Annotated in this window: 12 protein-coding genes; 5 read left to right on the top strand and 7 right to left on the bottom strand. The window is 69.1% G+C overall.

Annotation, left to right across the window (positions count from 1 at the left end; translation table 11 throughout):
• Positions 1 to 58: 58 nt before the first annotated feature.
• Both ACFCYE_RS00060 and ACFCYE_RS00065 read left to right on the top strand, forming a co-directional pair.
• On the top strand, positions 59 to 364 hold the full coding sequence (locus ACFCYE_RS00060) for a GNAT family N-acetyltransferase (protein ID WP_376175460.1): 306 nt from the start codon (positions 59 to 61) through the stop codon (positions 362 to 364).
• Positions 361 to 1,269: a pirin family protein gene (locus ACFCYE_RS00065; RefSeq protein WP_376175461.1), complete on the top strand. Its 909-nt coding sequence runs from the start codon at positions 361 to 363 to the stop codon at positions 1,267 to 1,269. The genes ACFCYE_RS00060 and ACFCYE_RS00065 overlap by 4 nt, the downstream gene beginning before the upstream one ends.
• Before the next feature lie 125 nt (positions 1,270 to 1,394).
• On the opposite strand, the gene ACFCYE_RS00070 is transcribed toward ACFCYE_RS00065, so the two are convergent.
• The 7 genes from ACFCYE_RS00070 to ACFCYE_RS00100 all read right to left on the bottom strand — a co-directional run bounded on the left by ACFCYE_RS00070 (position 1,395) and on the right by ACFCYE_RS00100 (position 10,821).
• On the bottom strand, positions 1,395 to 4,427 hold the full coding sequence (locus ACFCYE_RS00070; RefSeq protein ID WP_376175462.1) for a S8 family serine peptidase: 3,033 nt from the start codon (positions 4,425 to 4,427) through the stop codon (positions 1,395 to 1,397).
• A 90-nt stretch (positions 4,428 to 4,517) separates the two neighbouring features.
• Positions 4,518 to 5,975, bottom strand: coding sequence for a cation acetate symporter (locus tag ACFCYE_RS00075; protein ID WP_376175463.1), 1,458 nt, complete (start codon positions 5,973 to 5,975; stop codon positions 4,518 to 4,520).
• A complete protein-coding gene (locus ACFCYE_RS00080; protein ID WP_376175464.1) occupies positions 5,972 to 6,358 on the bottom strand; it encodes a heavy metal transporter in 387 nt (128 codons plus the stop codon). Before ACFCYE_RS00080 ends, ACFCYE_RS00075 begins: the two co-directional genes overlap by 4 nt.
• The gene (locus ACFCYE_RS00085) at positions 6,355 to 7,074 is read right to left on the bottom strand and encodes a LytR/AlgR family response regulator transcription factor (protein ID WP_376175465.1); all 720 of its coding nucleotides are present in this window, start codon (positions 7,072 to 7,074) and stop codon (positions 6,355 to 6,357) included. Before ACFCYE_RS00085 ends, ACFCYE_RS00080 begins: the two co-directional genes overlap by 4 nt.
• Before the next feature lie 4 nt (positions 7,075 to 7,078).
• On the bottom strand, positions 7,079 to 8,266 hold the full coding sequence (locus tag ACFCYE_RS00090) for a sensor histidine kinase (RefSeq protein ID WP_376175467.1): 1,188 nt from the start codon (positions 8,264 to 8,266) through the stop codon (positions 7,079 to 7,081).
• A 25-nt stretch (positions 8,267 to 8,291) separates the two neighbouring features.
• Positions 8,292 to 8,528 carry a YbdD/YjiX family protein gene (locus ACFCYE_RS00095; protein WP_376175468.1) on the bottom strand — a complete coding sequence of 79 codons (237 nt, stop codon included), beginning with the start codon at positions 8,526 to 8,528 and terminating at the stop codon, positions 8,292 to 8,294.
• Between the two features lie 10 nt (positions 8,529 to 8,538).
• Positions 8,539 to 10,821 carry a carbon starvation CstA family protein gene (locus ACFCYE_RS00100; protein ID WP_376175470.1) on the bottom strand — a complete coding sequence of 761 codons (2,283 nt, stop codon included), beginning with the start codon at positions 10,819 to 10,821 and terminating at the stop codon, positions 8,539 to 8,541.
• Between the two features lie 171 nt (positions 10,822 to 10,992).
• Between ACFCYE_RS00100 and ACFCYE_RS00105 the strand changes: the two genes are divergently transcribed.
• The 3 genes from ACFCYE_RS00105 to ACFCYE_RS00115 all read left to right on the top strand — a co-directional run bounded on the left by ACFCYE_RS00105 (position 10,993) and on the right by ACFCYE_RS00115 (position 14,153).
• Complete coding sequence (locus ACFCYE_RS00105) at positions 10,993 to 11,538, top strand: ECF transporter S component (RefSeq protein ID WP_376175471.1); 546 nt, start codon at positions 10,993 to 10,995, stop codon at positions 11,536 to 11,538.
• A gap of 69 nt (positions 11,539 to 11,607) precedes the next feature.
• Positions 11,608 to 13,326: an ABC transporter ATP-binding protein gene (locus ACFCYE_RS00110; RefSeq protein ID WP_376175472.1), complete on the top strand. Its 1,719-nt coding sequence runs from the start codon at positions 11,608 to 11,610 to the stop codon at positions 13,324 to 13,326.
• Entirely contained in the window at positions 13,323 to 14,153 is an 831-nt protein-coding gene (locus tag ACFCYE_RS00115; protein WP_376175473.1) for an energy-coupling factor transporter transmembrane component T, read from the top strand. Before ACFCYE_RS00110 ends, ACFCYE_RS00115 begins: the two co-directional genes overlap by 4 nt.
• Positions 14,154 to 14,159: the final 6 nt, after the last annotated feature.

A 14,159-nucleotide genomic window follows, 5' to 3' on the forward strand; every position in this document is an offset into this window, starting at 1 on the left:
CACCCGCCCGAGTCGTCCACAGGCGTCCTAGTGTGGATGCAGACGCGAAGGAGCAGCCATGACCGAAGACATCACCGTCACCCGCGACGACGAAGGCTCCCGCTACGAGATCCGGCTCGGGGACACGCTCGCCGGATTCGCGGAGTTCGAACTTCGCAGCGGGGAGATCCTCTTCACGCACACCGAGGTCGACCCGGCATTCCAGGGCAGAGGGCTCGCCGGCACGCTTGCCGCAGACGCGCTGAAGGATGCGGCGGCCTCTGGCGACACGATCGTGCCGTACTGCCCGTACATCGCCGCCTACCTCAAGAAGCACGAGGTCGAAGGCGCCGACATTCGCTGGCCGCAGGTCCCCGGCGCATGATCGGGCAGCGAAGCATCCCGCTCGAACCGCGTGAGGTGCCGCTCGGCGGTGTCCGCGCGATGAACGTGCTTCGGACGCTGCCCGACAAGGACCTGCCGACGGTCGGAGCGTGGTGCTTCCTCGATCGCTTCGGTCCCGGCCCGGTGCGCATGCGCGTCGAACCGCACCCTCACATCGGACTGCAGACGGTGACGTGGCCGCTCGTCGGCGACATGCGCCATCGCGACTCGGTCGACAGCGACGTGACGCTGCGCCGTGGGCAGCTCAACCTGATGACGGCCGGGGACGGCATCTCGCACTCCGAATATTCGCTCGGCGAAGATCCGATCCCGTTGGATGCGCTGCAGTTCTGGGTCGTCCTGCCCGAGTCGGCGCGTCATGGCGACGGCGGCTTCGAGCAGCATGCGTCTCTTCCGACGGTGCCCCTGGAGCACGGCGCTGCGGCCACCGTCGTGCTCGGAGAGTTCGCAGGCGTCCGCTCCCCTGCGACGGTGTTCACGCCCATCGTGGGAGCCGAGATCTCAGTGCCCGCCGGCAGCACGATCGACCTGCCGCTGAATCGCGAATGGGAGCACGGTGTCGTCCTCGTCGAGGGCGACGCAACGATCGAACGTGTCGTGCTCGAGCGCAACACGATGCTCTATCTCGGCGATTCGCGCGACGAGGTGTCTGTAGTCAGCGAGACCGGCGCCCTGCTGTTCCTGCTCGGCGGCGAACCGTTCGAGGAGGACCTCGTGATGTGGTGGAACTTCGCCGCCCGCACGCACGACGAGATCGTCGACGCCAGGGATGACTGGGAGCGTGGATCGGCGAGATTCGGACATGTCGTGACGCACGGCGACGAGCGCATCCCAGCGCCGGAGCTGCCCAATGTGCGGCTGATGCCGCGCCGACGGCGGATCTGAGAGTCCGGCAGCCCGCGGGATCGCCGGAATGCCGTGCTTCAGTTGAGAACATATCTACGAAGTCGACAAGGGGTTCACGCGAGAGCGGGGCGGATGCCGCAGCATCCGCCCCGCTCTGATCGTGATTACTCCGCGTCGACGGTGACGACCGAGCGCACCGCCGAGTCGCCGTACTGCACGACACCCAGGTAGCGCGTGCCCGCGGTCAGACCCGACCACGAGACGTCGTAGCCGGTCTTCTCACCGCGCAGCGCATCCAGCGGGTTCGGCGTCGCCGTGAACGCGCCTTCACCCTCCGGCTGCACGTTGGCGTAGGTCATGTCCCACGTCATCGGGCGGGTCGTGGAGTACACGTTCGCGACCACGCGGTACGTGCCCGCCGTGGGAGCCGCGACCGTGACCCGCTCATCCGCGGACCCCGATGCCGACTGCCACACCTGGTAGTAGCGCAGGTCGTCCGGGCTCACGACGCGGTACACCGTGAGGTCGAGGTCGCTGCCCTCGTCGTCCGACGAGTCCAGGTCGAAGCGCGAGAGGGTCGTCCCCTCCGGAACGTCGACGATCCAGGACACGTTCTTGTTCGCATCGCCGGAGTTCTCGTCACCCGAATGCCCCGCGACAGGGTTGGCCTCGTCGACCAGCAGCTCGAACGGCGTCAGCCCGGACAGCGTGAGCGGCAGATCGCCGGTCAGACCGGGCGTGACCTCCACCGTGGTGCTGCCATCGACACCGGTACCCGTGACCTCGGCCGGAGCGTCCGCCGTCACCGGGAACACGGCGATCGGCGAGCGGACCTCTCGATCCTCCCCCGACCAGGTGAGCGAACCGGTCGCCCACTGCTCGACGGGAGCGTCGGCATTGTCGACCGTGACCGTGAAGGTCGCGGTCTCGCCGGCGGCACCGAACGTGAGCGTCGACGGCTCGACCGTCACGTCGAGACCGGGGACCTCAGCGGATGCCGTGTAGGTTCCCGCGGCGGTCGACGTGACGGTCCGCGTCACCGTCTGTGCGCTGGTCAGCGTGCCGATCGAGATGGACGCGAGGTTGAGGTCGCTCCCGTCGATCGGGTCGATGCCGTCGAACTCCGCGAGCTGCTTGCCCTCGAGGAACGCCGCCCAGTCGGCCGGGCCGTTGAGGTACAGCATCCCCGGCTCGAAGAAGCGGGTCGGCTCGACCTGACCGGCGCCCTGCTCGAACGGGTCCGTGTTCTCGGATCCATCGGCCTTGACCGTGTTCGAGGCGGTGGTCATCATCGCGGACTTGATCTCCGACGGCGCGGCATTCGGACGCTCCGACAGGTACAGAGCACCGAGGCCGGCGATGTGGGGTGCCGCCATCGACGTGCCGGACAGGATGCCGTAGGTCGACTCCGCTCCGGCGGCGTTGTGCGTCGCAGCGAGGATCGCAACACCTGGTGCGGCGATGTCGGGCTTCATGACATCCGTGCCATCGGCGTACGTCGGGCCGCGGCTCGAGAATCCGGCAATCTGCGGCGTCGGCGTCTCTTCACCGGTGGTGTTCTCGCCGACCAGTGTGATCGGACGGTCTGTGCCGCCCTGCACATAGGCGAGGACGGCTTCGCGGTGCACGGATCCGAGGTGGATCGTCGGCACGACGTGGAAGTCGTTGTCGAGCGAGTCCGCTGCACCGGGGACGTTCACGAGAACGACTCCGATGCCTCCGGCATCCTTCACGACCTGCGACTTCTCGGCGCGCGCGTTCTCACCGCGGTCGCACACCACGATGTGTCCGGCGACCTTGGCCGGGTCGAGGCTGCCGGGGAGGCACAGCGCAGCACCTTCGGCTGCGGCGGCGTCGCCGGCGTAGATCGACGGCCCTGTGACGCTTTCGCCGAACGGGACCGAGACGCTTGCTCCGGCCTCGGCGAAGCCGTCGAACGTGACGGTGCCCTCCCAGGTCGGGATGGTCGATGCGGCGACGGTCGTGTACCAGGGCGAGGCGTGGTCGGCGGTCGCTGCGTCAGGACCGTCGTTGCCGGCGCTCACGGATACGAACACACCGGCCGCTGCCGCGTTGAAGAACGAGATGTCGTCGGGTGCGAGCACGGTGGTGGCTGCACCGCCTCCGATCGAATAGTTGATCACGTCGACGCCATCGGCGACGGCCTGGTCGATCGCGGCGATGAGGTCGCTCAGCGCGCAGATGTCGTCGGTGCTGACCGTCACGTCAGGGCCGACGTAGCAGGCCTTGTACGCGGCCACCTTGGCCGCGGGGGCGACGCCCGAGATCGTGCCGAAGTCGACACCCGAGACGGATGCCGGGACGCCGAAGTTGCCCGCCGCCGTGCTGGCGGTGTGCGAACCGTGTCCGTCGCCGTCTCGCGGAGAGAGGTAGTCGTACTGGAAGTCGAATCCGGCGGCCTCTGCGCCGGAGGAGAAGTACTGCGCGCCGACGAGCTTCGTCGAGTACGCCTGCTTGTCCCACTCCTGGCCGGTCACGATCGGGCTGCGGAACGTGCCGCCGTCGGACTTCTCGTAGTAGACGTGGGTCTTGTCGCTGTACGGCTGACCCTCGCTCTTCTTGTGGTCCTTCTTCTTGAGCTTGTCACCCGCGAACGACGGGTTCTCCGGTGCGATGCCGGTGTCGATGACACCCACGACGACGCCCTCGCCTGCGTTGTCGACGCCGCCGGTCTGCTCCCACAGCCCGCCGGCACCTGTGCTGTCATCGCCGAGCCCGAGGAAGTCGGTCGAGGACACGGCATCCGGATGCCGGATCTCATCGGGGAAGACGCCGAGGACGTCCTTCGAGGAACGCAGCGCGTCGACCTGCGCGCCGGTGAGGTCGGCGCTGAAGCCGTTGAGGGTGACCTGATAGGTGGTGTCCGGAGCGACGCCGGCGTCCTTGGCGAGCTTGCGCTGCTCGTTCTTGAGGTGCGCGATGTACTTCTGCGAGTTGCCGGACCGGGCGTCGAGCTGCGTGCCCTTCTCGGGCTTGGTGGCGCGCAGTCCGTCGACGTCACCGGTGTAGGTGGCCAGCGGATCGCCCTTCATGACCACGATGTAGTGGCCGGGGGTCCCCTCGACGGGGGCGGGATGTGTCACCCCCTCTGCCGCGAAGCCTGCGGTTGCGGTTGATCCGACGAACAACACGGCCAGGGTTGCGGCCGCTGCCAGTCGGAGAGGGGTTCGTCCCATGGGTCTCTCCTGATGGTCGAGGTGCGACATCGTTGCCGCACCGTCGATCACGGTAGTGCGAACCGGGGACAGTCCACCAGAGACGAATGTCTATATTCGCTCCGGCGTGTGCAGTCGATCGAGATAGCGGTCGGCGCGCGGTGGCGCCCCGCGCGGGTCCAGCAGCGAGACGGACACGGCGACGGCGGTCGCGAGCGGGATAGTCCATGCCGCCGGCTGCGCGAGGAACGGAGCCGCGGCACCGACGCCGTTCACGGCGCCGTGCACGAGGAAGGCGAGAGCGCACGACACGCCGCCGGTGACCATGCCCGCGATCGCTCCCCGCGCCGTCAACCGACGCCACCACACCCCCAGGAGGACGATCGGCGACAGACAGGACGCCGCGAAGACGAACACGACTCCGACGCTGGAGCCGAGCCCCGCGGGGATCGTCACGAGCGCGAATGCCAGAGGCACCGCGCTGCAGAGCACCGCCGACAGCCGGAACGAGCGCACCGATCCCGAGAAGAGGTCCTGGCTCACGACCCCGGCCAGCGACACGACCAGCCCGGCGGATGTCGCGAGGAACGCCGCGAAGGCACCGGCGACGATCAGTGCGGTGAGCAGCTCCCCGACGATGCCTGGCAGCACCCGCGACGGCAGCACGAGCGCCACGGTGTCGGCGACGCCCGGCCGCGCGAGGTCGGGCGCGGCGATCCGCGCCAGCAGGCCCATCGCGCTGGACACGGCGTAGAACGCGCTCACCATGACGACCACGAGGACGGTCGTCTGCCGCGCCGAGACGCCGGTGGGGCTGGTGTAGAAGCGCACGAGCACATGCGGCAGCCCCATCGTCCCCAGCAGCAGCGCCACCATCAGCGACACGGTCTCGTAGGCATCCAGACCGGCTGGGCCGGCCTCGGCGGGGAAGATCATCGCCGGGTCGATCTCGTGCGGTCCGCCGGTCAGGGCGAACGCGATCACGAACACCGGGATGAGAAGCGCCGCGAGCTTCAGCCAGTACTGGAACGCCTGCACGTACGTGATCGCGCGCATGCCTCCGGCGGCGACGGATGCCGCGACCAGCACCGCGATCGCCACTTCGCCGACCCACTGCGGGAGGCCGGCGACGACGACGAGCGTGATGCCGGCGCCATGCAGCTGCGGCACGATGTAGAGCCAGCCGATGATCAGGACGGCGAGGCTGGTCACGCGCCGCGCCCGCCGGGATTCGAGCCGGGCCTCGACGAAATCCGGGATCGTGTAGGCGCCGCTGCGCCTGAGCGGCGCCGCGGCGAACACCAGCACGAGCAGATATCCCGCGGCGTACCCGATCGGGAACCAGAACCCGCGGGACCCGTCGAGCAGCACCAGCCCGGACAGCCCGAGGAACGTCCCTGCCGAGAGGTACTCGCCGCTGATGGCCGACGCGTTCCACACCGGACGCACCGTGCGCGACGCCACGAAGAAATCGCTCGTCGTGCGGGACACCCGCAGACCGTACACGCCGATCAGCAGCGTCGCGATCACGATGAAGGCGACGCCGACGAGGTCGAGGACCGGGTTCATCCGCGATCCCGCAGAGTTCGATAGCGATGCTCGTTGCGTGCCGCGCCTCTGGCGTACAGGATGCCGAAGACCACGATGATCGGATAGAACGCGAACGCGTGCAGCACCCACGACAGCGGCAGCCCCACCAGGACGATCTGGTCGATCTCCGGGATGAGCGCGAGCACGAGTGTGAGCGCGGTGGCCACCACCACGAACCCGGCGACCGTGCCGAGCGCGAGTCGCAGCTGGCTGCGCCGCAGTGCGCGGGCGTACACGGCATCCGCATCGTCCGCCGTGGCGCCGGGGAGGGCGATCCCGCGGGTCGATGACGTCCAGCGGGTCTGGCGTGCGGGCTGGCGTCCGGTGACGCGCACACGCCGAGGTGGATCGACAGGGCTCATCGCGAGTGCCCTTGACGGACGAGCGCGTCCCGGACTCCCGGCAGCAGCCGCCGGGAGACGGGCAGCACGATCGCATCGACCGAGACGGATGGTTCGGCGCCGGACAGCCGCGCCTCGGTGACGGCGCCGCCGGCGACCAGGTAGGAGCGGTGGACGCGCAGGAACCCGGCATCCGCCCAGCGCTGTTCGAGTTCGGAGATCGGAATGCGGACCAGATGTCCGATGCCGTCACCGGTGTGCAGACGCGAGTAGTCGCCCTGCGCCTGCACCCAGCGGACATCCGAACGGTTCACGAAGCGCACGGACGCTCCGACGGTCACCGGCAGCACCTCGTCGTCGGCGCGCGCAGCCGTCCCGCCCAGCTCGATCACGCGGTCGATCGCTCGCCGAAGCCGCTCGGCGCGAAGCGGCTTGAGCAGATAATCCGCGGCGCGCAGATCGAACGCGTCGACCGCGCGCGCGTCATCGGCGGTGACGAAGACGATCGCCGGCGGGTCGGCGAGGGCTGAGACGGCGCGGGCGAGCTCGAGTCCTCCCAGACCGGGCATGTGGATGTCGAGGAAGGCGATCGCGACCGCGCGCTCCGACAACAGCGCGAGCGCCTGCGCCCCCGAAGAGGCGGTCAGGATCTCGCCGATCCTGGGGTCCGCGCGCAGCAGGTGCACGATCTCATCCAGCGCGGGGCGCTCATCATCCGCGACGAGCACATCGGTCATCGGCTCACCCCGATTCCAGATCGTGCAGCGGCTGCGACTTCGGGATCCGCATCCGCACCAGGGTACCCGCGCCGACATTGGTCTCGACGACCAGTCCGCCGTCCGGACCGTACAGTTGACGCAGCCGGGTGTCGACGTTGCGCAGCCCGACATGTGCGCCGTCGTCCGCGGAGTCCAGGAGCGCGCGCAGCACCTGCGGGTCCATCCCGACCCCGTCGTCCTCGACCGTGATCTCGGTGTGCGTCGTGGCGTCGTCGGCGATGATGCGGATCATGCCGCCGCCCTCGCCGGGCTCGAGCCCGTGCCGCACCGCGTTCTCGACGAGCGGCTGGACCGACAGGAACGGGATGACGGTGGCCAGCGTCTCCGGCGCGATGCGCAGCGTCACCTCGAGCCGATCGCCGAAACGGGCCCGCTCGAGGGTGAGGTAGTGGTGGATGCTGCCGAGTTCCTCGGCGACGGTCGTGAACTCGCCCTGACGACGGAACGAGTATCGAGTGAAGTCGGCGAAATCGAGCACGAGGTCCCGGGCGCGGTCGGGGTCGGCATGGATGAACGAGGCGATCGCGGTGAGCGCGTTGTAGATGAAATGCGGGGAGATCTGCGCGCGCAGCGACCGCAGCTCCGCCTCTGCGAGGGCCGTGCGCGAGGCATCCAGCCCGCCGAGCTCGACCTGAGCCGCGCACCAGTCCGCGACCTCCGCCGCCGCACGCACCAGCGCGGCGCGCACCGGTGCGGCGAACGCCACCACGACGCCGATCACCTGTCCGTCGACGACGATGGGCGCGCCCACCGCTTCGAGGTCGTCGTCGGCGTCATCCCGCTTCGGGAACACCTGGCGCCGCCCGGTGTCGCGCATACGGCGAGCGATACGCACGGCCGCGGACTCGAGTCCATCCGACGGCCCGTCGAACGCCACGGCATCCGTGTCGTCCACGAGTGCGACCGCCGCGCTGCCGAGCAGCACGCGCAGGTGACGGGCCGCCCGCGCGGCATCCGGTGCGGCGAGCCCGCCGCGCAGGTGCCGCGCGGCGAGGCTCGCCTGATGCAGCGCCTCGTGTGCTGCTCGATCCGCGTCGCTGCCCAGGTCCGCACCGCCTCGGGCGAGGCGCCGAGCCAGCACGAGCAGCACCGTGAGCAGGATGCCGGCGACCACGCCCACGAGAGCGGCGAGGACGACGGCGTCGGTCATGCCAACAGCCTAGATCCGTACCCGGTCAGCAGCAGCGTGCTCCCGGGTTGCGGTCCTGGTCATCCATCTTCTGGCGCCAGAACTGCCGCTCGGTCATCGGCTCCTCGTCCGGATGCTGGCGACGCTGATGGGCGACGTACGTCGCGTAGGCGCTGTCGCCCATCAGATTCGTGACATACCAGCGGATGCCGCGGCCTGCCCGACGGATGAACGCGATGATCGCGTGCATCGGGCCGGCCACGGCATCCGTCCGTGTCGTCATGTCGACCATGTCAGTGACGCGCCGCCGCGCGCTCCTCGGCGAGGATCGGCTCCCACTTCTTCTCGAGTTCGCGCTCCGCAGCCGTCGGGATGAACCCGGCCGGTGCGTAGCGGCGCGACGCCACGGGGGCATCCTCGGTGTTCTCGCCCCCGCCGTTGCGGATCGCCTTGATCGTGACGCTGATCGCCACCACCATCACGACGATCGTCAGCACGACGAAGATGATCGAGAGCGTGCCCTGCACCGCGGTGTTGCGGATCACGGCATCCACGACCTCGGGCGCACCGAGCGCGTCGTCTCCGGCATCGCGCGCGGCCACGTACTTGAAGTGATTCGCCCAGTATCCGATCGCCGGGATCGGCGAGAAGATCTTGTACATGGACGCCGTGATCGTGACGACGGCCGTGAAGGCGAGCGGCAGCGCGATGATCCACAGCCACTTCACGTAGCTCTTGCCGCGCTTGGCCACGATCGCCAGCACCACGGCGAGCGCGATCGCCGCCAGGAGCTGGTTGGCGATTCCGAACAGCGGGAAGAAGGTGTTGATGCCGCCGAGCGGATCGGTCACACCGAGGATGAGGATCCATCCCCATCCGGCGACCATGATCGCCGTGCAGATCCACACACCGGGGCGCCACGAGACGTCGCGGAACTTCGGCACCCATGCACCGATGGTGTCCTGCAGCATGAAGCGCGCGACGCGGGTTCCGGCATCCACGGCCGTCAGGATGAACAGCGCCTCGAACATGATCGCGAAGTGGTACCAGAACGCCATCAGCGCCTCACCACCGAGCGCCTGCTGCATGATCGTCGCCAGCCCCAGCGCGAGGGTCGGCGCACCGCCGGTGCGCGAGACGACCGACTCCTCACCGACCGCCGCCGCGGTGTTCGTCAGGATCTCCGGCGTGATGTTCACCCCGGTCAAGCCGAGCGAGTTCACGAAGGCGACAGCACCCTCGACCGTTCCGCCTGTGACCGCGGCCGGAGCGTTCATCGCGAAGTAGATGCCCTGATCGATCGAGATCGCGGCGACGAGCGCCATGATCGCGACGAAGGATTCCATGAGCATCCCGCCGTAGCCGATGAAGCGCGTCTGGCGCTCCTTCTCGATGAGCTTCGGCGTCGTCCCGGACGAGATCAGGGCGTGGAAGCCCGACAGTGCACCGCACGCGATCGTGACGAACAGGAACGGGAACAGGGGACCTGCGAACACCGGGCCCATGCCGTTCTCACCGAAGATCGAGACCGCGGGGACCGTGATCTCGGGACGTACGAGGATGATCGCGCCGGCCAGCATGACGATGACGCCGATCTTCATGAACGTCGACAGGTAGTCGCGCGGAGCGAGCAGCAGCCACACCGGCAGGATCGCGGCGATGAAGCCGTAGACGATGATGCCCCACGCGATCACCTCACGATCGAGGTGGAACATCGCGACGCCCCATTCGGTGCTCGCGACCCAGCCGCCGGCGATGATCGCACCGAGCAGCAGCACGAAGCCGATGATCGAGACCTCGGTGACCTTCCCAGGGCGCAGGAAGCGCAGGTAGACGCCCATGAACAACGCGATCGGAATGGTCATCGCGACGGAGAAGACGCCCCACGGGCTCTCACCGAGGGCGTTGACGACGACGAGGGCGAGGATCGCGACGATGATCAGCATGATCAGCAGCGAGGCGATGATCGCCGCGGATCCGCCGATCTTGCCGAGCTCCTGCCGCGCCATCTGGCCGATCGTGCGGCCGCCGCGGCGCATCGAGAAGAACAGCACCGTGTAGTCCTGGACGGCGCCGGCCAGCACGACGCCGACGATGATCCAGATCGTGCCGGGGAGATAGCCCATCTGCGCGGCGAGGACCGGACCGACGAGCGGACCTGCGCCGGCGATCGCGGCGAAGTGGTGCCCGTACAGGACGCGACGGTCGGTGGGGACGTAGTCCTTGCCGTCCTGCTTCACCTCGGCGGGGGTCGCCCGCTTGTCGTTGGGGCGCGTGATGTAGCGCTCGATGACCTTCGAGTAGAAGCGGTAGCCGATGAAGTAGGTGCAGACCGCGGCGAACACGAACCAGATCGCGTTGACGGTCTCGCCACGGACGATCGCGAGCATGACCCAGGCGAGGCCGCCGAGCAGCGCGATGGCGGACCACAGCACGATCTTGGGCCAGGTCCAGCGGTTGGTCCTCTCGTCCTGCTCCTCTGTGAGCGACACGGGCGGAAGGGACGGGTCGGTGATGATCTCGGGTTCGTCGTCGACGACGCCCGTGCCGCGCGGGTGCGGCTGGGATGCAGACATGGTTCTCCTCTGGGGTGCGCGTCTTTGCGTGACCCCACGCTAGGAACAGGACGGATGCCGCGTGCGCGGCCCCGTCCGCCCGTGCGACGAGCGGCGCGGGCGGGGCGACGAGCGGCGCCCGGCGGGGCGATGAACGGCGCCTGCCCGGCGGTGCGCAGATAGGCTGGATCGGTGCCGAAGAGTCCTGCCCTGCCCACGCGCGTGCTGCTCGTCTGCGCCGCGATCGGGGTCGCGACGGGGATACTCGGAGGCGTTGCAGGGCTCGTCACGACCGGCGTTCTGGCTCTGGCTCCGTGGGCGTACGGCCTGGTGCTCGGCTCGCACGTGCTCCCAGGCATCATCGCTCAGGAGGTTCTGCGCCGCCCGTTCGTCGCGCTCATCACGCATGTCTTCGCAGCGCTGATCTCCAGCGCGTTCGCACCGATGTGGGCGCTGCGTTTCCTCGGCACCGCCCTGCTGTTCGGCGCGATCCAGGAAGGCGTCGCCGCGCTCACCAGGTATCGGGCGTGGGGCGCATGGCGATTCTTAATCTCGGCCGGCGTGATCGGCATCTTCGTCGCGGTCATCGTGTTCTTCGCCGCCGATATGGCCTCGCTCGATCCGTGGGCGCAGATCACCTATCTCGTGATCAGTGTTCTGGGCCCTGTGGCGTGGACCGCCGTCGGGCTCTCGATCGGCACCGCGCTGCGCCGGGCCGGCGTCACCCGACCCCGCTGACCGGCGTGCGAGTCAGGTAAGGCTCGGCTAAGTTAGAGGCATACCAATCGCCGACCCCGGGGTGTCCACGTGCGCACAACAGCGCCCCTGCTTCGCGTGCGTGACCTCTCGCTCACCCACGTCGGCGCTGCGCACGCCTCCCCGCAGGGCGTCTCGTTCGACGTCTCCCCCGGCGAGGTCGTGCTGGTCCTCGGTCCGAGCGGCTCGGGGAAGTCGACGCTCACGCTCGCGGTGAACGGACTCATCCCGCAGTCCGTCCCCGCCGAGGTCACAGGCTCCGTCGAGGTCAACGGCCGAAGCACCGCGAGCTTCCCGGTCGCCGCGCTCAGCACCGATGTCGCCATGGTCTTCCAGGATCCGGATGCCCAGCTCGTCACCGGAACCCTGCTCGATGAGGTCGCGTTCGCCTTGGAGAACCTGCTGCTGCCGGTGCCGGATGTCCTCTCGCGCGCCGAGGCAGCTCTCCGTCGCGTCGGGCTGTGGGATCGCCGCGACTGGAACCCCGATCGTCTGTCCGGAGGCGGACGCCAGCGGCTCGCGATCGCGTGCGCGCTCGCGATGGGGTCGCCACTGATCGTGCTGGACGAGCCGACCGCGAACCTCGACCCGCGCGGCATCGACGACGTGTACGACGCGCTCGGCGACCTGGTCTCGGCGAACGACAGGGCGGTCGTGCTCGTCGAACACAATCTGGATGCCGCCATGCGCTTGGCGACCCGCGTGCTCGTGCTCGACGGCGCCGGCGCGCTGGCGTTCGACGGCCCGGTCGGCGAGATCCTGCGCGGCCACACGGACGAGTTGGTCGACATGGGCGTCTGGCTTCCTGCGGCGGCACTGGCAGGGCGGATGCTGCGTGCCCGCGGCATCCTTTCCGAGGAGGTGCCCCTGCCACTGACTCCCGAAGAGCTGGCAGCGGCACTGCCCGAAGCCCATCTGCATGGCGAAATCGCGGTTGCAGGGCGAACCGACCCGAATCCTCCAGACCTCCGGTATCTCTCCCTGCATCCGTCCGGAGCGCCGCTGGTCCGCGCGCGCGGGCTCACCGTCCGCCGCGGGAGGTCCGAGATCCTGCACGGCATCGACCTCGATATCCCGGCCGGGTCCCTCACCGCGATCGTCGGCGCGAACGGCGCAGGCAAGACCACACTCATCCAGGCGCTCGCAGGCGTCGTCCCTCCCCCGAAACGGCAGGTCGACATCGCCGGCCTGGACCCGGCCACCGCATCCCCTCGCGAGCTCGCGGGACGCATCGGGTTCGTCTTCCAGAACCCCGAGCACCAGTTCATAGCGCACACCGTGTTCGATGAGCTCGCGCACGGGCTCCGTCTGCAGCGCGCGGATGACGCCGAGATCGCCGCGCGCGTGGGCGAGATGCTCACGCGCTTCGGACTCGAACACAAGTCGGACGTGCACCCGTTCCTGCTCTCCGGAGGCGAGAAGCGGCGACTGTCCGTCGGAACCGCGCTCATCACGCGTCCGCGCGTGCTCGCCCTGGATGAGCCGACGTTCGGACAAGACAGGGCACGCGCCGCCGAGTTGCTCGGCCTGCTCGCGGACCTCCGCGCCGACGGGACCACGATCGTCGTCGTCACGCACGACCTGCAGCTCGTCGTGGACCGCACCACGCACACCGTGATCCTCGCGGACGGCCGCGTGCACGCCGCCGGCCGGACGGCTGACCTGTTCGCCACCGATGACGTCTTCGAGTCTGCGGGTCTGCGCCTGCCCGCCCTGCAGCGCGCTCTGCCGGCGCACCTGCGCACCCTCGTCGCCGAGGGGGCCCGATGACCATCACCGCTCCCACTCGCACCGTCGATCCCTACACGGCGACCGCGCCGGCATCCGCTCGGCACTTCCTGCATCATCTGAACCCGCTCGCGAAGATCGCCGGCGCCCTGCCCGCGATGCTGCTGCTCGTATTCGTGCGTGATCTGGCGACACCGGCGGCGTTCCTCATCCTCGGTTACGCGCTCCTGCTCATCGGCGCCCGCCTCACTCGGCGAACGGCCCTGCTGCTGTTCGTCGCCGTCCCGGCAGGGCTGCTCGTGATCGGCTCCGGGTTCTCGGTCTGGGTGGATGGGGCGCTCGTCGAGACCACCGCCCCCGTCCTGAGGGTCGGCGGGTGGACCCTGTACACGGGGGCGCTGCAGATCGGTTTCGCGACGGCGCTGCGTCTGGGGAGCATCCTCGCCCTCGCGTTGATCGGCGGGCTCACGACGACCGGTCCGGACCTCGTGCGTGCCGGCATCCAGCAGTTGCGCGTCCCCTACCGCATCGGCTACACGGCGCTGGCCGCCTATCGGTTCGTGCCGCGCTTCGGACACGAGTTGGCCGTGATCCGGGCCGCGCACCGCGTCCGGGGCCATCACGGCGGCCGCGGTCCGTTCGCGCGCATCGCCCGCGGCTGGGGGTACATCGTGCCGCTGCTCGCCGGGGCCATCCGGCATGCCGAGCGCGTCGCACTCGCGATGGACTCGCGCGCGTTCGGGGCGCATCCCACGCGGACGGAGCGGCACCTCGTGCCCTTCCGCCCGCGCGACATCGTCTTCATCGTCCTGTTCATCGCGGCCTCCGCTGCGGTCTTCATCGCGACTTTTCCCTGGCAGCTGAACTGAGAGGAA

Source organism: Microbacterium sp. NPDC056234 (genome assembly GCF_042267585.1).
Classification (GTDB): Bacteria; Actinomycetota; Actinomycetes; order Actinomycetales; family Microbacteriaceae; genus Microbacterium.